At 59.5% G+C, this 24,150-nt stretch carries 20 protein-coding genes; 12 read left to right on the top strand and 8 right to left on the bottom strand.

What is annotated here, in order from left to right:
• The first annotated feature begins 53 nt into the window (after positions 1–53).
• The 9 genes from AC1DIS_RS04130 (at position 54) to AC1DIS_RS04090 (ending at position 10,039) form a co-directional block, all read left to right on the top strand.
• Entirely contained in the window at positions 54–809 is a 756-nt protein-coding gene (locus tag AC1DIS_RS04130) for a DeoR/GlpR family transcriptional regulator (RefSeq protein ID WP_007938932.1), read from the top strand.
• 317 nt (positions 810–1,126) lie between these two features.
• Complete coding sequence (gene glpD, locus AC1DIS_RS04125; protein WP_018926617.1) at positions 1,127–2,665, top strand: glycerol-3-phosphate dehydrogenase; 1,539 nt, start codon at positions 1,127–1,129, stop codon at positions 2,663–2,665.
• 433 nt (positions 2,666–3,098) lie between these two features.
• Positions 3,099–4,013: a glutamate/aspartate ABC transporter substrate-binding protein gene (locus AC1DIS_RS04120; RefSeq protein ID WP_477744525.1), complete on the top strand. Its 915-nt coding sequence runs from the start codon at positions 3,099–3,101 to the stop codon at positions 4,011–4,013.
• A gap of 164 nt (positions 4,014–4,177) precedes the next feature.
• A complete protein-coding gene (locus tag AC1DIS_RS04115) occupies positions 4,178–4,924 on the top strand; it encodes an amino acid ABC transporter permease (protein WP_018926619.1) in 747 nt (248 codons plus the stop codon).
• Positions 4,924–5,595, top strand: a complete 672-nt coding sequence (locus AC1DIS_RS04110; protein ID WP_018926620.1) for an amino acid ABC transporter permease — start codon at positions 4,924–4,926, stop codon at positions 5,593–5,595. The genes AC1DIS_RS04115 and AC1DIS_RS04110 overlap by 1 nt, the downstream gene beginning before the upstream one ends.
• On the top strand, positions 5,592–6,326 hold the full coding sequence (locus tag AC1DIS_RS04105; protein ID WP_018926621.1) for an amino acid ABC transporter ATP-binding protein: 735 nt from the start codon (positions 5,592–5,594) through the stop codon (positions 6,324–6,326). Before AC1DIS_RS04110 ends, AC1DIS_RS04105 begins: the two co-directional genes overlap by 4 nt.
• Before the next feature lie 148 nt (positions 6,327–6,474).
• A complete protein-coding gene (gene aauS / locus AC1DIS_RS04100; protein WP_018926622.1) occupies positions 6,475–8,376 on the top strand; it encodes a two-component sensor histidine kinase AauS in 1,902 nt (633 codons plus the stop codon).
• Complete coding sequence (gene aauR, locus AC1DIS_RS04095) at positions 8,373–9,701, top strand: two-component response regulator AauR (RefSeq protein WP_086946084.1); 1,329 nt, start codon at positions 8,373–8,375, stop codon at positions 9,699–9,701. Before aauS ends, aauR begins: the two co-directional genes overlap by 4 nt.
• A gap of 8 nt (positions 9,702–9,709) precedes the next feature.
• Entirely contained in the window at positions 9,710–10,039 is a 330-nt protein-coding gene (locus AC1DIS_RS04090) for a GlpM family protein (RefSeq protein ID WP_173861185.1), read from the top strand.
• Between the two features lie 77 nt (positions 10,040–10,116).
• Here the strand turns inward: AC1DIS_RS04090 and AC1DIS_RS04085 are convergent, their stop codons facing one another.
• On the bottom strand, positions 10,117–11,025 hold the full coding sequence (locus AC1DIS_RS04085; RefSeq protein WP_111454730.1) for a hypothetical protein: 909 nt from the start codon (positions 11,023–11,025) through the stop codon (positions 10,117–10,119).
• Positions 11,022–11,717: a hypothetical protein gene (locus tag AC1DIS_RS04080; protein ID WP_064616308.1), complete on the bottom strand. Its 696-nt coding sequence runs from the start codon at positions 11,715–11,717 to the stop codon at positions 11,022–11,024. Before AC1DIS_RS04080 ends, AC1DIS_RS04085 begins: the two co-directional genes overlap by 4 nt.
• 576 nt (positions 11,718–12,293) lie before the next feature.
• Between AC1DIS_RS04080 and AC1DIS_RS04075 the strand changes: the two genes are divergently transcribed.
• The gene (locus AC1DIS_RS04075) at positions 12,294–12,650 is read left to right on the top strand and encodes a DUF6124 family protein (protein ID WP_064616307.1); all 357 of its coding nucleotides are present in this window, start codon (positions 12,294–12,296) and stop codon (positions 12,648–12,650) included.
• 192 nt (positions 12,651–12,842) lie between these two features.
• Here AC1DIS_RS04075 and AC1DIS_RS04070 read toward each other — a convergent pair whose 3' ends face one another.
• Entirely contained in the window at positions 12,843–13,877 is a 1,035-nt protein-coding gene (locus AC1DIS_RS04070; protein WP_477744524.1) for an alpha/beta fold hydrolase, read from the bottom strand.
• A 250-nt stretch (positions 13,878–14,127) separates the two neighbouring features.
• Between AC1DIS_RS04070 and AC1DIS_RS04065 the strand changes: the two genes are divergently transcribed.
• Entirely contained in the window at positions 14,128–17,334 is a 3,207-nt protein-coding gene (locus AC1DIS_RS04065; protein WP_477748810.1) for a hypothetical protein, read from the top strand.
• 151 nt (positions 17,335–17,485) lie between these two features.
• Here the strand turns inward: AC1DIS_RS04065 and metE are convergent, their stop codons facing one another.
• Positions 17,486–19,798, bottom strand: a complete 2,313-nt coding sequence (gene metE / locus AC1DIS_RS04060) for a 5-methyltetrahydropteroyltriglutamate--homocysteine S-methyltransferase (RefSeq protein WP_477744553.1) — start codon at positions 19,796–19,798, stop codon at positions 17,486–17,488.
• Positions 19,799–19,917: 119 nt separating this feature from the next.
• Between metE and metR the strand changes: the two genes are divergently transcribed.
• The gene (metR, locus tag AC1DIS_RS04055) at positions 19,918–20,835 is read left to right on the top strand and encodes a transcriptional regulator MetR (RefSeq protein ID WP_018926627.1); all 918 of its coding nucleotides are present in this window, start codon (positions 19,918–19,920) and stop codon (positions 20,833–20,835) included.
• Positions 20,836–20,840: 5 nt separating this feature from the next.
• Here the strand turns inward: metR and AC1DIS_RS04050 are convergent, their stop codons facing one another.
• The 4 genes from AC1DIS_RS04050 to nosR form a co-directional block, all read right to left on the bottom strand.
• Positions 20,841–21,350, bottom strand: a complete 510-nt coding sequence (locus AC1DIS_RS04050; protein WP_018926628.1) for a GNAT family N-acetyltransferase — start codon at positions 21,348–21,350, stop codon at positions 20,841–20,843.
• Positions 21,351–21,352: 2 nt separating this feature from the next.
• The gene (locus tag AC1DIS_RS04045; RefSeq protein ID WP_064616303.1) at positions 21,353–21,991 is read right to left on the bottom strand and encodes a LysE family translocator; all 639 of its coding nucleotides are present in this window, start codon (positions 21,989–21,991) and stop codon (positions 21,353–21,355) included.
• Positions 21,992–22,027: 36 nt separating this feature from the next.
• Entirely contained in the window at positions 22,028–22,462 is a 435-nt protein-coding gene (locus AC1DIS_RS04040; RefSeq protein ID WP_457327289.1) for an NUDIX hydrolase, read from the bottom strand.
• 179 nt (positions 22,463–22,641) lie between these two features.
• Positions 22,642–23,994 (bottom strand): response regulator c-di-GMP phosphodiesterase, NosR family, encoded by a 1,353-nt coding sequence (gene nosR, locus AC1DIS_RS04035; RefSeq protein WP_018926631.1) that lies wholly within the window; start codon positions 23,992–23,994, stop codon positions 22,642–22,644.
• Positions 23,995–24,150: the final 156 nt, after the last annotated feature.

The raw sequence follows: 24,150 nt of genomic DNA, 5'->3' as shown, positions 1-24,150 counted from the left end.
GGATTCCTGCGGCATCATGGGCAAATTTTGCACGGCAGCCCAAAGGAAGCCCCATGAATCTGCCTCCCCGTCAGCAGCAAATCCTTGAACTGGTCCGCGAACGCGGCTATGTCAGCATCGAGGAAATGGCCCAGCTGTTCGTCGTTACACCGCAAACCATCCGCCGCGATATCAATCAATTGGCGGAAGTGAATCTGTTGCGTCGCTATCACGGCGGCGCAGCCTACGACTCCAGCGTCGAAAACACCGCCTACGCCATGCGCGCCGATCAGATGCGCGATGAAAAGCAGCGTATCGGCGAAGCCATTGCGGCGCAGATTCCCGATCACGCCTCGCTGTTCATCAATATCGGCACCACCACCGAATCCATTGCTCGGGCGCTGCTCAACCACAGCCACCTGAAGATCATCACCAACAACCTGCATGTGGCCTCGATGCTCAGCGCCAAGGACGACTTCGACGTGCTGCTGACCGGTGGCAACGTGCGGCGTGACGGTGGCGTGGTCGGTCAGGCCAGCGTCGACTTCATTAACCAGTTCAAGGTCGACTTCGCCCTGGTCGGCATCAGTGGTATCGATGAAGACGGCAGCTTGCTGGATTTCGACTATCAGGAAGTGCGGGTATCCCAGGCGATCATCGCCAACGCCCGACAGGTGATTCTCGCGGCGGACTCCAGCAAATTCGGGCGCAACGCCATGATTCGCCTGGGGCCGATCAGCCTGATCGATTGCCTGGTCACCGACCAGCCGCCTTCGCCGGCCCTGGCGCAGTTGTTGAGCCAGCACAAGATCCGGCTGGAGGTCGTGTAAGCACATCCCCCCTGTGGCGAGGGGGCTTGCCCCCGTTCGGCTGCACAGCAGACGCCAATCAGACAACATGTTCTTCCTGAGATACCGCGGTAGCCGGTTATAGGACCGCTTCGCAGCCCACCGGGAGCAAGCTCCCTCGCCACAAAAGCAGTCCCTACCATCATTCAATGTTCGAAAATTTTCCTTTAACGGCCCTTCGATCAGTATTTTCAATCGAAGCACGCTGGCTGTGGGCGTCTTTATGGGCTAGTATTTTCGCAAATGAACATTAATGTTCGAATTCAAATATAGAAATCAAAAAAGCCCGAGGCCAGCCGATGCCCACTTCTACCTTGCCTACGCCCCCTCTCGCCGAGGTCTACGATATCGCCGTCATTGGTGGTGGGATCAATGGCGTGGGGATCGCAGCGGATGCCGCCGGTCGCGGCCTTTCGGTGTTCCTTTGCGAAAAGGATGATCTGGCCAGCCACACCTCGTCGGCCAGCAGCAAGCTGATCCACGGAGGCCTGCGCTACCTGGAGCATTATGAATTCCGCCTGGTGCGCGAAGCCCTGGCCGAGCGCGAAGTGCTGCTGGCCAAGGCACCGCACATCGTCAAACAGATGCGCTTCGTGCTGCCCCACCGCCCGCACCTGCGTCCGGCCTGGATGATCCGCGCCGGTCTGTTCCTTTATGACCACCTCGGCAAACGGGAAAAACTCGAAGGCTCGAAAAGCCTGAAGTTCGGCCCGGACAGCCCGCTGAAAAGCGAAATCACCAAAGGCTTCGAATATTCCGATTGCTGGGTCGATGACGCACGCCTCGTCGTACTGAACGCCATGGCTGCCCGCGAGAAAGGTGCCCACGTTCATACGCAAACCCGCTGCGTCAGTGCCCGTCGCACCAAGGGCCTGTGGCACATGAACCTGGAACGCGCCGATGGCAGCCTGTTTTCGATCCGCGCCAAGGCACTGGTGAACGCTGCCGGCCCATGGGTCGCCCAGTTCATTCGTGACGACCTGAAGATGGAATCGCCATACGGCATCCGTCTGATCCAGGGCAGCCACCTGATCGTGCCAAAACTGTACGAAGGCGAATACGCGCACATTCTGCAAAACGAAGATCAGCGCATCGTCTTCACCATTCCGTACCTGAACCACTTCACCCTGATCGGCACCACCGACCGCGAGTACACCGGCGACCCGGCAAAAGTGGCGATCACTGAAGGCGAAACCGATTACCTGCTGAAAGTGGTCAATGCCCACTTCAAGAAACAACTCAGCCGCGCGGACATCCTGCACAGCTACTCCGGCGTTCGTCCGCTGTGCAACGACGAATCCGACAACCCGTCGGCCGTCACCCGCGACTACACCCTGGCGTTGTCGGGTTCTGGTGAAGAAGCACCGTTGCTGTCGGTGTTCGGCGGCAAGCTGACGACCTACCGCAAACTGGCCGAGTCGGCGCTGGCGCAATTGGCCCCGTACTTCACGCACATCAAGCCAAGCTGGACCGCCAGCGCGCCCCTGCCCGGAGGCGAAGACATGACGACTCCGCAGGCATTGAGTTCGCGGATCCGCGACAAGTTCGACTGGATCCCCACCGAGATCGCCCGACGCTGGTCCACCACTTACGGCAACCGCACCTGGCGCATGCTCGAAGGCGTGGAAAACCTCGGTGACCTGGGCGAACACATCGGCGGCGGGCTCTACACCCGCGAAGTCGACTACCTGTGCAGCGAAGAATGGGCGACCACCGCCGATGACATCCTGTGGCGCCGCAGCAAGCTTGGGCTGTTCACCACTGCGGCGGAACAACAGAAGCTCAAGGATTACCTGAACAAGCTCGAACAGAACCGCAGCAAGATCGAAGCGGCCTGATTGGATATCCGGTTAAACCAAAGCCCCTGAATCTCACGATTCAGGGGCTTTTTCATACCGCGCATTACTGTAGGAGCGAGGCTTGCCCGCGAAGAACGATAAAGCGGTTCAACAGACAGACCGCAGTGCCCCCTTCGCGGGCAAGCCTCGCTCCTACAGTTTTGTGTGAGTCAATCCATTCGGTTTTCCGAACGCGACTCCTCGGTCGATTCGGAAAACCGGATCATCCGACAACAAACTCAACGTCACCAACATTAAAATACTCTTAAAAATCAATAATTTGATAGATGATGCATGGTCTGGCACGAGTCATGCTCTACTCTCCCGGACGAATGTTTATTGCGCTACTCCTTCAGGAGCCGCCAGGCATTCGAAGCACCAAAAAAGGCCGATGAACTGGCTCCATAAAAAAAACAATGTCGAGGAAAATTTGATGCGCATCGTTCCCCATCTCCTGGGCGCAGCCATTGCTGCCGCTCTGATTAGCACTCCAGTTTTCGCCGCCGAACTCACCGGCACACTGAAGAAGATCAAAGAGTCCGGCACCATCACCCTCGGGCATCGTGACGCTTCCATTCCGTTTTCCTACATCGCGGACGCTTCCGGCAAACCGGTTGGCTACTCCCACGATGTCCAGCTGAAAATCGTCGAAGCCATCAAGAAAGACCTGGACATGCCCAACCTCCAGGTCAAATACAACCTGGTGACCTCGCAAACCCGTATCCCGCTGGTGCAGAACGGCACCGTGGACATCGAGTGCGGCTCCACCACCAACAACGTCGAACGTCAGCAACAAGTTGACTTCTCCGTCGGCATCTTCGAAATCGGCACCAAGCTGCTGGCCAAGAAAGACTCGCCCTACAAAGATTTCGCCGACCTCAAAGGCAAGAACGTCGTGACCACCGCCGGCACCACGTCCGAGCGCATCCTCAAGTCGATGAACGCCGACAAGCAGATGGGCATGAACGTGATCTCCGCCAAAGACCATGGCGAATCCTTCCAGATGCTGGAAACCGGCCGTGCCGTGGCCTTCATGATGGACGACGCCTTGCTCGCCGGTGAAATGGCCAAGGCCAAGAAGCCGGATGACTGGGCCGTGACCGGCACACCACAATCGTTCGAAATCTACGGCTGCATGGTTCGCAAGGGCGACGCACCGTTCAAGAAAGCCGTCGACGACGCAATCATCGCGACCTACAAGTCGGGCGAGATCAACAAGATCTACGAAAAATGGTTCATGCAGCCAATCCCGCCAAAAGGCCTGAACCTGAACTTCCCGATGAGCGACGAGCTCAAGACCCTGATCGCCAATCCGACCGACAAAGCGGCTGACGAAAAGAAATCCTGATTTCTGACTAACGTTCCCCCCTGAGAAGGCCTCTGCCCTTTCAGGGGTTGTCACTCCCTGCTGGCATTTCTGGAAACACTCGAACCGGTGGTTGTCGAGCCGTTCGCGTGTGCCTGACCGTCATCGGGCACTTGTACATCGATCGAATCCGAGGGGAGACCCTAATGAATTACAACTGGGACTGGGGCGTGTTCTTCAAGTCCACCGGCGTGGGCAGCGAAATTTATTTCGACTGGTACCTCTCCGGTTTAGGCTGGACCATCGCCATCGCCGTCGCCGCCTGGATCATCGCGCTGCTGCTGGGCTCGATCCTGGGTGTCATGCGCACGGTGCCGAATCGCATCGTATCGGGCATCGCGACCTGCTACGTCGAACTCTTCCGTAACGTGCCACTGCTGGTGCAGCTGTTCATCTGGTACTTCCTGGTRCCCGACCTGCTGCCGCAAAACCTGCAGGACTGGTACAAGCAGGACCTGAACCCGACCACCTCGGCCTTCCTCAGTGTCGTCGTGTGCCTGGGCCTGTTCACCACGGCCCGGGTTTGCGAACAAGTGCGCACCGGTATCCAGGCGCTGCCCCGCGGCCAGGAATCCGCTGCCCGCGCCATGGGTTTCAAGCTGCCGCAGATCTACTGGAACGTGCTGCTGCCCCAGGCTTATCGCATCATCATTCCGCCGCTTACCTCGGAATTCCTGAACGTGTTCAAGAACTCCTCCGTCGCGTCGCTGATCGGCCTGATGGAGCTGCTGGCGCAGACCAAACAGACCGCCGAGTTCTCCGCCAACCTGTTCGAAGCCTTCACCCTGGCAACGCTGATCTACTTCACCCTGAACATGAGCCTGATGCTGCTGATGCGCGCGGTCGAGAAGAAAGTCGCCGTGCCGGGCCTGATTTCCGTAGGGGGTAAATGATGGAATTCGACTTCTCGGGCATCATTCCGTCCCTGCCGGGTATGTGGAACGGCATGGTCATGACCCTCCAGCTGATGGCCCTGGGCGTGAGCGGCGGGATCATCCTCGGCACGGTCCTGGCGTTGATGCGCCTGTCCCACAACAAACTGCTGTCGAACATTGCCGGCGCCTACGTCAACTACTTCCGCTCGATCCCGCTGCTGCTGGTCATCACCTGGTTCTACCTGGCGGTGCCGTTCGTATTGCGCTGGATCACCGGCGAAGACACCCCGATCGGCGCGTTCGCCTCGTGCATCGTGGCGTTCATGATGTTCGAAGCAGCGTACTTCTGCGAAATCGTCCGGGCCGGGGTGCAGTCGATTCCCAAGGGCCAGATGAGCGCCGCCCAGGCCATGGGTATGACGTATGGCCAGATGATGCGGTTGATCATCCTGCCGCAAGCGTTCCGCAAGATGACCCCGCTGCTGTTGCAACAGAGCATCATCCTGTTTCAGGACACCTCGCTGGTCTACGCGGTCGGCTTGGTGGACTTCCTCAATGCCTCGCGTGCCAGTGGCGACATCATCGGCCGCTCCAATGAGTTCCTGATCTTCGCAGGTCTCACGTACTTCATCATCAGCTTTGCCGCCTCGCAGCTGGTCAAGCGTCTGCAAAAAAGGTTCGCCGTATGATCTCTATCAAGAACGTCAACAAGTGGTATGGGGACTTCCAGGTACTGACTGATTGCAGCACCGAGGTCAAAAAAGGCGAGGTGATCGTGGTGTGCGGGCCGTCCGGTTCCGGCAAATCCACCCTGATCAAGTGCGTCAATGCACTGGAACCGTTCCAGAAAGGCGACCTGATCGTCGATGGCACGTCCATCGCCGATCCGAAGACCAACCTGCCGAAACTGCGTTCGCGGGTGGGCATGGTGTTCCAGCATTTCGAACTGTTCCCGCACCTGACCATCACCGAAAACCTGACCATCGCGCAGATCAAGGTGTTGGGTCGCAGCAAGGAAGAAGCCACCAAGAAAGGCCTGCAACTGCTTGAGCGCGTCGGGCTGTCTGCCCATGCGCATAAGCACCCGGGCCAGCTTTCCGGTGGCCAGCAACAGCGTGTGGCGATCGCCCGTGCGCTGGCGATGGACCCGATCGTCATGCTGTTCGACGAACCGACCTCGGCACTGGACCCGGAAATGGTCAACGAAGTGCTGGATGTGATGGTGCAACTGGCCCACGAAGGCATGACCATGATGTGCGTGACCCACGAAATGGGCTTCGCCCGCAAGGTCGCGGACCGGGTGATCTTCATGGACGCCGGCAAGATTATCGAAGACTGCAGGAAAGAAGAGTTCTTCGGCGACATCAACGCCCGCTCCGAGCGTGCGCAGCATTTCCTCGAGAAGATTCTGCAGCACTAAGAAGGAAGGCACCGCTCCCCTAATTGTGGGAGCGGGCTTTTGTGGCGAGGGGGCCCCCTCGCCACAAAAGCCCCCTTGCCATACAGCAACTCCCACGGGGCCCGTGGGGATATGGATATTGTGTTGTGGTTGACCCAAGGCATCTGTGATGAAATGCGACTCCACTCTCTATCGCGCCGCGCCGCCATCACTCGCCGTGAAACCCCGTTTGATTCGCCATCTGTTCCTGCCGCCGCTGATCATCGCCCTGATGATCGGATTGGGTTACATCGGCTTCTGGGTCAGTGAACACTACGGCATTCGCAGCCTCAGCGAGAATGGCCAGCGTCAGCTGGAACTGCACGCGCGCGCCGTCGAAAGCGAGATCAGCAAATACACCTACCTGCCCAGCCTGCTGGAACTCGAATCGAGTGTTTCCAAGCTACTGGCCGACCCGTCGCCGGAACACCGGCAGACGGTCAACGAATACCTCGAAGGCCTGAACCGGCGCAGCCGCAGTCGGGCCATTTATGTGATGGACACCACCGGTCGCGTACTGGCCACCAGCAACTGGCGCGATGTCGACAGTTATCTGGGCGAAGACCTGTCCTTCCGCGCCTACTTCCAGAACGCCGTGCGCGGTCAGCCGGGACGTTTCTACGGCATCGGCAGCACCAGCGGCGAACCCGGCTATTACCTGGCTCATGGCCTGGAGGAACACGGCAAGATCACCGGCGTCGCGGTGGTCAAGGTGCGCCTCGAAGCCATGGAAGAACGCTGGCAGCGCGCGCGCCTGGAAGCGTTCGTCAGCGACGAGAACGGCATCATCATTCTCTCCAGCGATCCGGCGCGGCGGCTCAAGTCGGTGCTGCCGTTGAGCGACGACACCAAGGAACGCCTGGCCCGCAGCCTTCAGTACTACTGGTATCCGCTGAATGAACTGCAACCGCTGGCCCGAGAGAAACTGGCTGAAGGCGAGGAAAAACTGACCTTCCCCGCCAACAGCGAACTGGTGTCCGATGAAGAGAACATCAGCTACCTGTCGCAAACCCGGCCGCTGAGCGACACCCCGTGGAATTTCACCCTGCTCACGCCCCTGCAAGACCTGCGGCGTGAAGCGATCAATCAGGGAATCCTGGTGGCGGTGGCGTTTGCCCTGGTGGCCTTCCTGCTGATCGCCTGGAACGAGCGCCGCAAAGTGATCGCCACCCGCCTCGCGGCGCGGGAAGCCTTGCAGGAAGCCAACAATCAACTGGAGCGTCGGATTACCGAACGCACCACTGACCTGCGTGCCAGCAACGAACGGCTCAAGGGGCAGATTCGTGAGCGTCGGCAGGCTGAAGAAACCTTGCGCCGCGCTCAGGATGAACTGGTCCAGGCCGGCAAACTGGCGGCCATCGGCCAGATGTCCACCAGTATCGCCCACGAATTGAACCAACCGCTGGCAGCCTTGCGGACCTTGTCCGGCAATACCGTGCGCTTTCTGGAGCGCGGTCAGCTGGATGTGGCCAGCACCAATCTCAAAACCATCAATGAACTGATCGACCGCATGGGCCGGATTACCGCCAGCCTGCGTTCCTTCGCCCGACGCGGCGATGACCAGGGCCAGGCCAGCCTCGGCAAAGGCGTGGACGCCGCCCTGCAACTGCTGGGCAGCCGGATGGAAAGCGTGCCGCTGCAACTGCATCGCGATTTCACCGACGTGCAGGTGCAGATCGACCAGACCCGTCTGGAGCAGATCCTCGTCAACCTGATCGGCAACGCGCTCGATGCCATGCAGTCGCAGCCCCAACCGACGTTGTGGCTCGAAGGCGAGGAATACGACGGCAAGTATCGCCTGCGGGTGCGCGACAACGGCCACGGCATCGATGCCGAAGCGCGCAAGCATCTGTTCGAGCCATTCTTCACCACCAAGCCCGGCGAACAGGGCCTGGGCCTCGGCCTGACCCTGTCGGCGAGCCTGGCAGCCGCCACGGGCGGGCATCTGGGTGTCGAACACCCGGCCAGCGGTGGCACCACCTTCGTCCTCAGTTTACCGTTGGTAAGCCCTACTCCCGCCGAGCCAATATGAACAACGACCTAAGTGTGCTGATCGTCGAAGACGACCCCCATGTGCTGCTCGGTTGCCAACAGGCACTGACGCTCGAAGACATTCCCTGCATCGGCGTCGGCAGCGCCGAAGAAGCGCTGGAGCGGGTGGGCGATAACTTCGCCGGCATCGTCATCAGCGACATCCGCCTGCCGGGCATCGATGGCCTGGAACTGCTGACCCGGCTCAAGGCCCGTGATCGCAGCCTGCCGGTGGTGTTGATTACCGGCCACGGCGACATCTCGATGGCCGTCGGCGCGATGCAGAAAGGCGCCTACGACTTCATGGAGAAACCCTTCTCCCCCGAACGCCTGGTGGACGTCGCCCGCCGTGCACTGGAGCAACGCAGCCTGGCGCGGGAAGTCACCTCGTTACGTCGCCAACTGTTCGAGCGCGATTCCCTCGAAGGCCGGATCATCGGTCGCTCGCCGGCCATGCAGAACCTGCGGGAACTGATCGCCAACGTCGCCGATACGTCGGCCAACGTGCTGATCGAAGGCGAGACCGGCACCGGCAAGGAACTGGTTGCACGTTGCCTGCACGACTTCAGCCGTCGGCACAGCAAACAGTTCGTCGCGCTGAACTGCGGTGGCCTGCCGGAGAACCTGTTCGAAAGCGAAATCTTCGGCCACGAGGCCAACGCTTTCACCGGTGCCGGCAAACGGCGGATCGGCAAGATCGAACACGCCGATGGCGGCACGCTGTTCCTCGACGAAGTGGAAAGCATGCCGCTGCCGTTGCAGATCAAGCTGCTGCGGGTGCTGCAGGAACGCACCCTCGAACGCCTGGGTTCGAACCAGAGCGTGGCGGTGGATTGCCGGGTGATCGCCGCGACCAAGTCCGACCTGGATGAGTCGAGCAAGGCCGGCGAGTTTCGCAGCGACCTGTATTACCGTTTGAACGTGGTCACCCTGGAACTGCCGCCGCTGCGCGAACGCCGCGAAGACATCCTGCAATTGTTCGAGCACTTTTTGCAGCAGTCATCCCTGCGCTTCGACCGCTCGCTGCCTGAACTGGACAACCAGACCGTGTCGATTCTGATGAGCCACGACTGGCCAGGCAACGTGCGCGAACTGCGCAACGTCGCCGAACGCTTCGCCCTCGGTCTGCCGGCCTTCAAGAAGACCGGCGCCAGCGGCAGCAATCAGGGCCTGGCCTTCGCCGAAGCGGTGGAAGCTTTCGAACGCAACCTGCTGAACGATGCCTTGCAGCGCAGCGGCGGCAACCTGACCCAAGCCAGTCAGGAACTGGGGATGGCCAAGACCACACTGTTCGACAAAGTGAAGAAATACGGGCTGAGCCACTGATGGACCTGATTTTCAAAGCAACCCTGGGCGCGGCGGTGGTGGTGATCCTCGCCATGCTGGCCAAGACCAGAAACTATTACATCGCAGGCCTGGTGCCGCTGTTTCCGACCTTTGCGCTGATCGCTCATTACATCGTCGGCAAAGGGCGTTCACTGGATGATCTGAAGACCACCATCGTGTTTGGCATGTGGTCGATCTTTCCGTACTTCGTCTATCTGGCGACCTTGTATGTGATGGTCGACCGGATGCGGCTGGAGGCTTCGCTGGCGGTGGCGGCAGTGGCGTGGTTGATGGCGGCGACAGTGCTGGTCAGCGTGTGGGTGCGCCTGCACGGCTAAATTCAAAAAAATCGCGGCCTGCTGCATTTGAATACACCTGCAGGAGCTGCGAAGGCGGCTCCTGCAGGTGTAAGTGGTTACTGCCCGTAAACCTTCTGCAACTGCGTTGGTGTCAACGCATCCTCAAACGGCACCGGCACCGATTTCACCGCCCCGTAGAGGTTGCGATAACGCCAATAGTTTCCGTTGTTGGCCAGTTGATAACCACGCTCGACCACTCGCTGGCCATCAAGGTTATAACGCAAGGTTTCCTGGGCGGTCGCTGGCGGTGTCGGCTGCATCAGGTCAGTGGCCAGAACCCGCATCGATTCATCGATACACTCGTCGAGCACCGCCGTGACCTTCGCCAAATCGAGGTCACCGTCGTCGATGCACTGCTTGCCACAGCGCCGAATCGGCTGGCTGACGACTTCGATCCGCATGCGATACAGCGCCGAACCGGCAATATCCTGGACCTGCACCTGATTGATCAGCACGAAACTGCCGCGATCGGGGGTAAGCATCAGTTTGGGCTCAATCACCAGGCGTGCGGTGACCTGCCCTTCTCCTTGCTTGAACCCGGCCGCTTGCGAAGCCTGTTGATAGCGCTGTTGCAGGCGCTCCTGCAATGGAACGCCTGCAAGCAAGTCGGCCATCGGTCGCGCCTCGTTGAGCGCGGTTTTTTCAGCATCGCGCTGCAAGCTGCCGCTGCCCATCTGGGTGTTGATCAGGCTGGCCACCAGCAAACCGGCAAGCCCGGCACCGTTGCCTGAACTGGCCACCAGATTATGACTCGACGACGCAGCCTTCAAAGCGGCCTGCGAGTCAATCACGGTGCTGGCACCCACAAAGGATGGCGGCAACTGCACGTCGACCTTAAGCCCGTGGGCCTGGATGTAAGGCAAGGCACTCTGGTCCTTGAAACCGGCCTCAGGAGCCGGTTTTTGCGCACACCCCGTCAGCATCAGCAGGGCCAGCGCACCCGCCACTATGGGCAGGCGCGTCATTGCGCGAACGGGGTGATCATTTGCTGACGGCTATTGTCCATAGCCTGATAGAACGCGTTGGACAAGTTGGTATAGGTCGGCTCGTCCCATTCGCCCTGGGCGGCTTGCGTAGCGACAAAGGGTTTGAACCACAGCAGTTTGTTGTCTGCCAGATCGATTACCATGCCCTGTCCGCCCACCTGCGCCATCGGTACGCTGGTCGGCACAACGCTGTAGTAGCTGCGGGTGGCACCGGTGGCGTAGACATTCACCAGCAGCAGACGATCGACGCCGTAGGCGGCCTTGACCGGCGTCATGTCACGGGTCATGTAGCCTTCGCGGAAACTGGTTTCCTTATACGCATTCAGGTCGACCGGCTCGTTGATCCGCTTGGCTTTGTAACCCTTGGCCTGCAGCTTGGCGACAAGGACATCCGGCAAGGTGTGAAGGTCGCCCACTTGCCATTTTGCGACGTTGTCACTGAGCTTGCTGTTAACGCCCTTGTTGATGGCGTAATCGAGAAGCCCCTGATTGCCGGTCAATGCCAGCACCGGCTCGGGCACCACAGTGATCGCCACGCCAATAGTCGGTTCTTTGGCATCCCAGAACTGCTGGTCCAGCGGTACTGGAGGTTGCACGTGGGCACAACCGGTGAGGGTCAGGCAGGCGAACAACATCAGTGCTGCCCAGGTGCGTAGAACGTGAAGATTCATGGATCAAGTCCCTATGATTATTAACGATGCTGCTTATGTCGGCAGCATCGGCAAAAACTGTAGTGGCACATTGATATGTCTTCAGGAGGAGAAAGTTTGAACGATATGCCCGCAGGCTGAGCCTGTGTGGGAGCCGTGCTTGCCTGCGATGACGGCCCAGACGACATCTGCGGTGACTGACACACCGCCATCGCGGGCAAGCCCGCTCCCACAGGTTTTGGGGTGTTTGGGCAGACGTGTTTAGTTCTGTTTAGCGTTACTTCCTGAAAGCTACAGCGCCTTGCGTCGTCGCCTACAACCACGTCAGAATCCGCTGGCTTGTGCGCCTGGGGGGCCGTCGGTAACTTGGTTCGTGTCACTGATTCCCAGTGATCGGGTTTAGTAGCCCGGCTTTTTCCGGTCGCATAAATGTCATCCAGTCAGGCAGTTGCCTGCACTTGAAGGTGGCTGTGCGCATGGCGCCCTCGGGCGCGCCGGTTTTGACTGGAGGCCGGTCTACTAACTTGCGCACAGCTGCCACCCATTCCGTTTAGTAGCGAGATGAGTTGCAGCTCTACTAACAGGAGCTCCAGTTCAATGTTCAAGATCACGCCAAATCCACCGGAAACCGACGACGTTTCCCCCTACGAAACCCCAGACTCCAAAAAGCTCAACGAAGCCGCCGAGCGCGCCCTCGATTACTACCTCAAACCGGTCATTCCCAAAGACACCCCACGCAAACCCAGCACCCTTTACCTCGTCGCACCCAACGCCGATAACGAAACCCTACTGGTCAACGCCTGCGAGTCCCTAGCGGCGGCGAGCGTGATGTTGAGTGATTTCGCGGGGCAGCTGAACGGCCCGCAGCGCAATACCGTGCTCGGCATCCAGAACTCCGTCATGCTGGGTGAACTGGCGGTGAACCGGATGCTCGATAACTTCGTCCCAACGTAAAACAGCTTCCTCTGTAGTTGAGGCGCTTTTGTGGCGAGGGAGCTTGCTCCCGCTCGGCTGCGCAGCAGTCGTAAACAGGTCAATGCGGATTACCTGAGACTGAGCAGCCTGTGCAGGATTGGGGCTGCTTCGCAGCCCAGCGGGAGCAAGCTCCCTCGCCACAAGAGCCCGCTCCCACATTTGGATTGGGAACTACAGAAGATTGGGAGTTGCCACCGGATCAATCTGCGCCCAGTGCGAAGTATCTTCGCGATGGGCCTGCAAATACGGCAACACCGCCGCCAGCAACGGTGCCTTGAACGCTTCCTGAAAACGATGGGCCAGCCCCGGAATCAACTTCAACTGACTGCCACGAATGTGTGCCGCCAGATGCACGCCATGCATCACCGGCAACAACGGATCAGCGGTGCCGTGAACCACCAGCGTCGGCACGCGCAGTTGGTTGAGCAGATCTACACGACTGCGCTCGGCAAGGATCGCCGTGATCTGGCGCTTAACGCCTTCCGGGTTAAACGCCCGGTCATAAGACAGCGCCGCTTGATGCAGCAACGCCTGCCGATCATCAGTGACCGAAGGACTGCCCAGCGCCGCCAGCAAATCAGCCTGTTGCTCCAGCGCCACTTCACGATTCGGCGCACTGCGTCGCGCGAGCAACTGCACCAGCGCCGCACTCGGCGCCGGCAAGCCTTCGGCACCCGAGCTGGTCATCAGCAACGTCAGGCTCTCGACCCGCTGCGGCGCCATCGCCGCCAGATGCTGGGCGATCATCCCGCCCATGCTGGCGCCCAGCACGTGAAATTGCTCGACGTGCAACGCGTCCATCAACCCCAGTGCATCGTCGGCCATGTCGGTCAGCGTATAAGGCGCGGCCACCGGTAAACCGAGTTTGTAGCGCAGCACTTCGAACGTCAGGTTGGCCTCGGCCGGTGCCTGGCGCCAAGTGGACAGGCCAACATCGCGATTGTCATAGCGAATCACCCGGAAACCCTGCTGACACAACGCGACCACTACCTCATCCGGCCAGTGAATCAACTGCCCGCCCAGGCCCATTACCAGCAACAACGCAGGGTCGGACGCACGGCCGATGCTCTGATACGCCAGACTCACCTGATCCAGATCGACCCGTTCGGTCGGAACATTGACATCGCAACGAGACGCCGCCAAAGACGGGAAATTGAACAACACAGCGATCAGAAAGACCGCTGTGGATAAAAATCGTGCACGCATGAAAAACACCGAAACGCAGAACTCCAGTAGAGCGCGAGTCTGATGAAGTTTGTTCAAGCGCGCTGCCACAGTTACGTGACAGTTTGATGAAGAGTGCTGAACGGTTGTGGGGCATGCGGGCCCACCGCTCATCGGAAAACAACCTCAGCCTGTTATTTATGACAGTTGCCAGCCGCCAGCTTCGAGCCTTCAATCCTCTGACGCACCAATGCCCAGCGGTTCAGGCACCATCTCAAAATCGGAGCATGCTATGAGCGCTTTTACAGCAGAACAATTGGCCGCACTGCAACACGAAAGCCCGCAGCAACCGGTCGATCCCTTCGCAGAGATCAAGTCAGAGGGGGTATTTACGCAGTATGGAATACTCAATCTGTATCCTGCCCTGATTCCTGGCTGGCACAAGGTCGACTACCCCGTGGCATCGTACGGGGTCAACGCTGACGAAACGGCTGGCGCCGGAATTGGCTGGCTGATTCTCTTCCACTCCTACGAATTGATGGCGGCGCAAGACACGATACGGCTGTACATGGGCAAACGCCTTGAGCCGGGCCAGGTCCCGGATCCGACAGAGGAAGGTACCCTGATCAAGACAGTCGTGGTCCCTTCCGATCACAACAACCAGGACGTACTCAGTTTCATTCCCAGAGGCGCCATTGAAAGACCGGGCATCCACCGGTTGTGGTACACCGTCGAGCGCACCAGCGGCAATGGCCCCGAGTCCTCGGACGGAATCGTCGTATGGTTCAAGCCGACCTTCCCGGACAGCCTCGATCCGACGGGCAACTCCAGCGAACGAGTGCCTTTGCAAGCCCCTGAATTCCCATCGATTATCGATCAGGCGATGGTTGAGAGAGGCGTTGATTTCATCATTCCGCGCTGGCCGATCATGAGCCCGGGGGACACAGTTTTGATGACTGTAGGCAATCAGCTCGTCGCTTACGTGATCAAGCCCGAAGAGATTGATCAGGACATCACGATTTTTGTCCCATCATCCGTTCTTGAATTGATAGGGCCTGCCAAGCCATTGCTCGTCAGTTACAGAATTCACGATCAGGTGCACAACAGCAGCCACACTTCAAAAATTGGTGACGGGGAGCTGGTTCCGGATAAAACCTATCTGGACATGTGCTGGGTAAATGAAACGGTGGATGACGTGTTGTTCATCGACACTCTCGATGGCCATCCAATGGAAGTTGTCGTGCCCGTTAAAAGGGGGGACGCCATCACCGGGGACACCGTGGAGCTCAAGCTTTATGACCCCAGGACCGAATTTTCACGTCTCTTTGGTCCCCTGATCTACAGGACACCCAGCGTAACGTTCCCTGTTCCCTATGCGGTCGTGAAGCAACTCGCCCCTGAGACCATAACGCTGAGTTACGAACGCATCAGAATCGAGAAAGGCGAGAAGATCCGCACGCCGTCCTACCCGTACTCTCCCGAGCTGATCGGCGAAAAATATCGYGGGCCCGCCCCTACAGCCCCCCAGGCCCATGGCGGCGTACTGTCGCCAGACCTTGCAGAGACAGTTGTGTATGTCGGCCCGGACATCAAGGGGCTTGAAATTGGCGATAAGGTAACGTTGACCTGTCTGAGCACGAGCGCAGGTGGCACCACTCGCCTGCAAATAGAAGAGAGGTTTGTCACTCGTTCGATGGTGATCCCAGGGGCGGGAATCATCGTGCCGTTCGAGATCGACACGAGGCACTTTGACACGTACCTGAGTGGCTCATTCAAGGCTACTTACACCGTAACCGGGGAAAATCACCTCGCCCCCCTGGAATCTCATGCTTTGCTTTTGCACATCGGCCCCGTCCAAGACACCTTGGATGTCGTCAATGTCGGCAAGGACGAAAACGGTGTACTCGATCCCAAGGATATTCCCTTCGGCACTCCGGCCATTTGCCCGGCAAAGGCCCATACCCAGGTCGGCGACACGGTTTACCTTCAGGTGTGGACCGCTGACGACAGACTCGTCTGGGTCGACTCGCTACCCATTACCGCCGCTCACATCGGTAAGGACATTGAGTTCAGATTGACGTTCGAACTGATCGACTCGCTGAACCACCAGGTCATCCGTATCGACTGGTACATTGAACGTAACCGAGCACTGCCGCTGACGGCGCCCGAACTGGAGTTACGCGTTGGGGATGTGGCTCTGGAGCTCCCGCCTCCAACGCTCGTTGAGGTGTCCTCCGGCAACCGAATCAATCCGCGGCTTACCGAAAAAAGCACGACCGTCGAAATCACCTATAAAGGCATGTCCGCCGCCCATCGTATCGCTCTGATCGTGATTGGCCGCGCCGGCTTGGGCAGCCCTGTCGTGGCCACGCAGCCAGGTAACGCCAACGGTACGCTACTGATCGAATTGCCACTGACGACAGTGCCCGCCAACCTGCGTCACTTCATGAAACTTCGATACCGTGTGTCCCAGCCCGAACTACCTGACCAATACTCCGGCGTCACCACTTATGAAGTCACCGCTGTACCCGATGAAGCCATCGTGTTTCCGAGCCTCAGCATTGCACAAGCGCCGGATCACAAGACGCTGGACCTCAGCACGTTTCAAGGCGATGCGCGCTGGAGTCTGGCGCGCTGGCTATTTATCGCCATAGGGACCCGAATGCGCGTGGCCTTGGGTGGAAGCAATACGGCGGGAGCCGATCATCCCATCATATTGTTCGATGGCGTGATTACTGCCGATCATGTGACAAGTGGGTTGAGCGGAGTCATCAACCGTCAGCAACTTGAACTGTTCAAGGATGGCGGTCAGGTGATGGGGCTTTCGATTGCGAACTTCAACAACAAGGGTGGCGTCGACACGTTTTTCCCTGTTCGTGAGTTAACACTCCTGAACAAGACCTGGAGTCTGCTCATCAATAGAGCGATCGATGCCAATACAAACGCTTCGATTCCCAACGGCGGCAGCACCAAAACCAATCGCGTGACGTTGTCCGGCACGGGTAAACCGGATAGCACACTTACACTGTTCCAAAACGATAATGTCCCGAAACCCATCGACTCATTCAAAGTGCCCGACAGCGGCAACTGGAGTTACACCGTCACAGTAACGGCCTCGTCGTTTTATCGACTTACCGTTATGGAGCAACCCACAGGGCGAACCTCGAACCTGTGGACATTCAGTGTATTGGCACCCGAACCGGCTCCCGTCAGACCGCACATATTACTGGCGCTTAATGCAAGAGGTCAGAGCCTGTATGACTACCAGCACACAAGGACGACCGGTATCAGCGTGAATGGCGTTGCCGCGCCCGGTGCAATGGTGCAGATATTGCTCAATGGGATCGTCGTTCAGGACCGCGTTTACGTGGGCACTAATGGCTTCTGGCAGTCTGTCCTTTTTGGAGTGGGTTCTGGCACACACCAGCTCAGCGTAAGAGGCTTGTATGGCAACTATCCCGTTTCGCTGGTGTTCACACAGTCGGTGACCTACGGCTAGGGTACTGAGCGGTCGTATTCAAGACCAAGTCGCCTGCTTCGCGAGCAAGCCCGCTCCCACAGGATTGATGTCGTACACAACTTCTGTGATCGACCTCTCCCCCGTGGGAGCGGGCTTGCTCGCGAAGGCGCCAGAACAGGCGCCGCAGGATTCAGGCCAACTGACTGCGCAACTGCCGCGCCGCCGCCACCATGTTCACCAGCGCCGCCTCAGTCTCCGGCCAGGCCCGGGTCTTCAACCCGCAATCGGGGTTTACCCACAACCGCTCGGCAGGAATGCGCTTCACCGCTTTGCTCATCAACTTGACCATCTCGGCCGTGTCCGGCACCCGGGGCGAGTGGATGTCGTAGACGCCCGGGCCGATGTCGTTCGGGTAGTCGAAGGCTTCGAAGGCCTCCAGCAATTCCATGTCCGAGCGCGAGGTTTCGATGGTGATTACGTCGGCGTCCATCGCCGCGATGGACTCGATCACGTCATTGAATTCGCTGTAGCACATGTGGGTGTGGATCTGGGTTTCGTCACGCACACCGGAGGCGCTCAAGCGGAACGCTTCCACCGCCCAGTCGAGGTATTCCTGCCATTGCGCCCGGCGTAGCGGCAGGCCTTCGCGGAACGCGGCTTCGTCGATCTGGACGATCTTGATGCCCGCAGCTTCCAGGTCGACCACTTCATCACGCAGGGCCAACGCCAACTGCTGCGCCTGGATTTTGCGCGAGACGTCTTCACGTGGGAACGACCACATCAGCATGGTCACGGGACCGGTGAGCATGCCTTTCATGATCTTGTCGGTCAGGCTTTGCGCGTAGGTGATCCAGTCGACGGTCATGGCGTTCGGGCGACTCAGGTCGCCGTAGATGATCGCCGGCTTGACGCAGCGCGAACCGTAGCTCTGGACCCAGCCGAAACGGGTGAACAGGTAGCCGTCCAGTTGCTCGGCGAAGTACTCGACCATGTCGTTGCGCTCGGCTTCACCGTGCACCAGCACGTCCAGCCCCAGGCGTTCCTGGATTTTCACGGCGTGGCGGATTTCGCTGTGCATGGCATCGGTGTAATCGTTGGCCGAGAGTTTGCCTTGCTTGAAGGCCTGACGAGCCAGGCGGATCGAACCGGTTTGCGGGAACGAGCCGATGGTGGTCGTCGGGAATGCCGGCAGCTGCAAGCGCGCGCGCTGTTGCTCGATCCGTTTGGCAAACGGCGAATGGCGTTGGCTGTCTGCCGCGCCGATGGCGTTGATGCGGGCCTGGACATCCGCCTTGTGGATACGCGGCGATTGGGCGCGGCTGGCCTGAATGGCGCGGCTTTCAGCCAGGGCGGCTTGCACCTTGGGCGCTTGCGGATCGTTCAGGGCATCGCGCAGCACGGCGATCTCACCGCACTTCTGCACGGCAAACGCCAGCCAGCTTTTCAGTTCGGGGTCGAGTTTGTCTTCACGCGCAAGGTCCACCGGGCTGTGCAGCAGCGAGCAGGAACTGCTGACCCACAAGTTATCGCCGAAGCGCTCCTGGGCAAATTGCAGTTGTGCCAGGGCTTGCTCCAGTTCGCAGCGCCAGACGTTGCGGCCGTTGACCAGCCCCACCGAAAGAATCTTGTAGGTCGGCAGTCGATCCAAAACCTGGCCGAGCTGATCCGGCGAACGCACCGCGTCAATGTGCAAACCTTGTACAGGCAGGCCGACGGCCAGCCCGAGGTTGTCTTCCAGGCCACTGAAGTAGGTGGCCACGAGTTTTTTCAGTGGCGAGTATTGGAGGATGTGGTAAGCGCGCTCGAAGGCGTTTTTCCAGGCCTGTGGCAAGTCGAGGGTCAGGATCGGCTCATCGATCTGCACCCACTCCACGCCTTGGGCGGCGAGGCGGCCGAGGATTTCACCGTAGATCGGCAGCAGGCGCTCCAGCAGGTCGAGCTTGTCGAAGTCGTTGCCTTTGGCTTTGCCCAGCCACAGGTAAGTCAGCGGGCCGATGATCACCGGTTTGACGTTGTGGCCGAGGGCCTTGGCTTCTTCGACTTCATCGAACAGCTGTTCCCAGCTCAGTTTGAATGGTTGGTCGGCGCTGAATTCCGGGACCAGGTAGTGGTAATTGGTGTCGAACCACTTGGTCAGTTCCTGGGCGTATTGCGCGGTGCCGTGTTCGCTGCCGCAGCAGGCCGCCGTGGCGCCATGCGCCATGGCGAACAGAGTGTCGAGGGTCGGCAGGCCGCGTTCATCCTTGACGCTGTCGAAACGCTCGGGGATCACACCGAAGGTCAGGGAATGGGTCAGTACCTGGTCGTACCAGGCGAAGTCGCCGACGGGCAGCAGGTCGATGCCGGCGTCTTTCTGCAATTGCCAGTGGGTGGCGCGCAGTTGGCGGCCGACGCTGTTCAGGGCGTCCTGATCGAGATCGCCCTTCCAGTAGGCTTCGAGGGCTTTTTTCAGTTCGCGGTCGGCACCGATGCGCGGAAAACCAAGTGTGTGGGCCAGGGCCATGGTGAATTTCTCTCTATAAAGGATGCTGTAAAACATGCTGCTATTGTCGACAGCTCAGCCAACATGAGACAAACTCAACCTTTTCGTGTTGATCACAAGTTTTCCTCATGGAGCCCTCGGTGCTTGAAATCCGTCACCTGAAAACCCTGCACGCCCTGCGCGAAGCCGACAGCCTGGTGGATGCAGCCGACCGCCTGCACCTGACCCAATCGGCGCTGTCCCACCAGTTCAAGGAGCTGGAAGAACGCATGGGCATGCCGCTGTTCGTGCGCAAGACCAAACCGGTGCGCTTCACCAGTGCCGGCTTGCGCCTGCTGCAACTGGCCGACGCCACCCTGCCGTTGCTGCGCAGTGCCGAGCGCGACATTGCACGGCTGGCCGGTGGCACGGCGGGGCGTCTGCACATGGCGATCGAGTGCCACAGTTGCTTCCAGTGGCTGATGCCGACCATCGACCAGTTCCGCGATGCCTGGCCGGAAGTCGAGCTGGACCTGGCCTCGGGCTTCTCCTTCGCCCCGCTGCCGGCGCTGGCCCGAGGCGACCTGGACCTGGTGGTGACCTCCGATCCGCTGGAACTGGTGGGCATCACTTACGTGCCGTTGTTCACCTACGAAGCCATGCTCGCGGTGGCGAACCAACACCGCTTGGCGAGCAAACCGTACATCGTGCCCGAAGACCTGCTCACGGAAACCTTGATCACCTACCCGGTGGAACGCGATCGGCTGGACATCTTCACCCGCTTCCTGGAGCCGGCCGACATCGAACCGGCGCAGGTGCGCACCTCGGAACTGACGGTGATGATGATGCAACTGGTGGCTAGCGGTCGCGGTGTCTGCGGCATGCCCCATTGGGCGCTGCATGAGTACAGTTCACGGGGTTATGTGAAGGCCAAGCGACTGGGGGAGAAAGGCTTGTTTGCGACGTTGTATGCCGGGATCCGCGCCGACATGCTGGATGCGCCGTACATGCGCGACTTTTTGCTGACGGCCAAGGACACGTCGTTTTCGACGCTGGATGGGGTTAGTGCCGTCCGATAGAACGATCAAGGCTCAGGGGTGATCTCGCGCCACATGTGGATCTTGTCGAAGTAGTCTTCGCCGACCCGCACCGCCAACGGTTCCAGGCCAAACTGCACGAAGCCGCAGCGCTGATACAGCCTGAAGGCGGCTTCGTTGCCGGCGGTGACGGTCAGCTGGATCAGCCTCAGGCCTTGATGACTCTGCGCTTCAGCCAACGCCGCCTGTAACAGTTGATAACCGAGCCCGCGCTGGCGCACCTTGCCGGTCACGTACATGCCAAACAGCGTCGCCTTGTGCCGGGCCTTTTCCCGAGACTCGAAGGCCAGGCCGACGATGCCTGCCAGTTCCCCTTCCTCGAACGCCCCGAGCACCCGGTCCAGCTTGCTGGTCAGGCGCGACTCCCACCACCCCAGCGGCATCGTGGCGCGCTCGCGCACGCTGGAAGTGAACGCCTGGGGATGCGAGTCGTAGGCTTCGAGCATCAGCGCCCGATAATCCAGGGCATGACTGGCATCAAGCCGCTGAATCCACATGTTCAGGCCACTCGCCGCTGCTCAAACATCAACCGCACCGCCAGCCCGGACAGGACGAAGCCCATGAAATAGCGCTGCATCGCCAGCCAGTTCGGGTTGTTGACGAACCAGGAGGCGATGCCTGCGGCGAACAGCGCGATCAGCAGGTTGACGCTGAAGCTCACGCTGATCTGGGTCAGGCCGAGGATGATGCTCTGGTTGAACACCGAACCGTGCTCAGGGGAAATGAACTGCGGAAACACCGACAGATAAAACACCGCGATCTTCGGGTTCAGAGCGCTGGTGAGAAAACCCATCGTGATCAATTTGCGTGACGAGTCCGCCGGCAACTGCTGCGCCTCGAACGGCGAACGCGCACCGGGCTTGACCGCCTGCCAGGCCAGCCACATCAGGTACAACGCACCGGCCCACTTCAGCACCTCGTAGGCCACCGGCACGGCCATGAACACCGCGGTCAAACCCGCTGCAGCAGCGAACAGGTGCACTAGAAATCCCGCGACCACACCCAGCAATGACGTCACCCCGGCCTTGCGTCCCTGGCAGATGGAACGGGAGATCAGGTAGATCATGTTCGGCCCCGGCGTGAGTACCATCAGCAACGCCGCGGCGGCAAAAATCAGCAAGTCTTGAAGTGGAATCATGGGCATCCTGTCCTTGAAGTCAGAGGGTCTGGGTGATCAGGCGGTTTCGATCAGTGAAGCTCGATAAAACGGCAAGATCAGGTCTCGTGTCAATGGCGCCAGCGTGAGATCGCCGTCGGTGGCCGGGTCGATCCAGCGCACCTCTTCGATTTCCGCCGCCGGGCAAACGTCAGAATCGATGGTCAGCTGAAACAGTTCGGCCAGTACGACAAAACCCGGCTCGTTGGCGGCCGGTGCCGAGAATGGCCCCAGGTAGGTGGCGTGCGCCGGATCGATGACCAGTCCCAATTCCTCCTCCAGCTCACGGGCCAGGGCGTGGACCGGTTGCTCATGAGCCTCGATCTTGCCCCCCGGCTGCATGAACGCCTGGGTGCCGCGCTTGCGCACCAGCAAGGTGCGACCGTCGGGGCCGATCAACAGGGCAGCGGCAATGTGGATGATGCGGGGCGAAGCGGCGGATGAAAGCGTCATGGATCAGGATTGGCCTTGGGTAAAGGCGCAAGGATCACATGAGCGCCGGCTTTTCGTCACGCCGAAAAAAATTTCCGCAGCCTCCCTGTAGGAGCGAGGCTTGCCCGCGAAGAATGAACCGCGTTTTTTCAGGTACTACGCGTCATCGTTCTTCGMGGGCAAGCCTCGCTCCTACAGACTCAACTCGTCTCGAGAATCGCCACTTCCTCCGGCACTTTCACAAAAATGCTGTACTTGGCACCTTCCATCGCCTCGAACGCGATCAGCTTCTCCACCAGCGGCCCGTTCAACACCTTGCCGGCATTGAGCAGCAGCATGCCGTTGTCGGCATTCAGGTTGCGCGCCAGGATCATGCCCGCCGCCAAGTCCCGGGTGGTCAGCACCTTGACCGTCGGATCGGCCAGCGTCACATCGCTCAGGTAAGCAGCACAGACCTTAATGAAATCCTCCACCAGTTCCGGGTCATAGAGCCGACCGGCGTACTGGCGGATATACACCAGGGCTTCATCGCTGTTCATCTGCCGTTCGAGGATCAGCCCACGCTGCAACTCGATGAAATCCACCGCCAGTTTCAGCAACCGTGAACCGAGCGGAATGGCCTCGCCCTTGAGCCGATCGGGAAAACCGCTGCCGTCCCAACGCTCCTGGTGATGCAGGATCAGCCGCGCGGCATCTTTCATCGGGTCGAGCGTCATCAGCAGCGACTCACTCTGCTTCGGATAACCCCGATAGCGCTCGCGGTCATTGTGATGCAGCAGATCCGAAGGCGTGCTCATCATGCTGTCGGTCCAGCTCAATTTACCGATGTTGTAGAGCGCCGCCGCCATGGTCAGGTCTCGACTGGTGGCTTCGTCCAGGTGATGGAGTTTGCAGTACACCCGCACCAGTTCGATGATCTGCCGGTTGGTCTGCTTGGCAGGTGGCAGGCGCAGGTTGGCCAGCAACGAAAACACTTCCGTGCCGGTGACATAGCTGCGTTTGAGCTCTTCGTAAGCCAGGTCCAGCATGTCAGCGGTCTGTTGCAGCTCGCTGGTGCGGGCCGCGACGTGTTTTTCCAGGGTGGTGTTGAGCAGCTTCAGTTTTTCGTTCTGGTCCCAGGTCTCCTGCACCAGACGCAACCGCTCACGCTCGGAATACTGATAGGCCAGCGATTGCCGCAGCGTCAGCAGCATTTCCTCATCGTGCCAGGGCTTGCTGATGTAACGATGGATCTGCCCTTCATTGATGGCTTTGATAATGGCCGAGGGGTCGGCATAACCGGTCAACATGATCCGGGTGGTGTCGGGGTAGCGCTGATGGACGTGGGCCAGCAGCGTGGCGCCGTCCATATTAGGCATTCGCGCGTCACTCATCACCAGATCGACCGACCGCTGCTCCATGATTTCCAGGGCCTGGGCACCGCTGGTGGCCAGCAGCACCTCGTAGGGCTGGCTGCGCAGCAGGCGGCGCAGGCTGTTGAGAATCGACTCCTCATCGTCGACCAGCAGTAACGTGGGTTTATCGGTCACAGTCGTGGGGAGCTGCTCTTCCATGGCGATACCTCAAGTGAAACCAGCCTCTTTATGTCAGGCGCGAAAAAACTTCCTCTGACTTTCCCGAGCCTGAGCTACAGGCTAGATGATTTTCCGACCGACTCCGCAAATGATTCGTTTCAGTCAACCGGGCGAATATCCGACCGGACGACTATG

The organism is Pseudomonas sp. 05N433 (assembly GCF_056396925.1).
The sequence above is the reverse complement of the archived record's forward strand: the minus strand, read 5'-3'. Positions and strand labels throughout refer to the sequence as shown.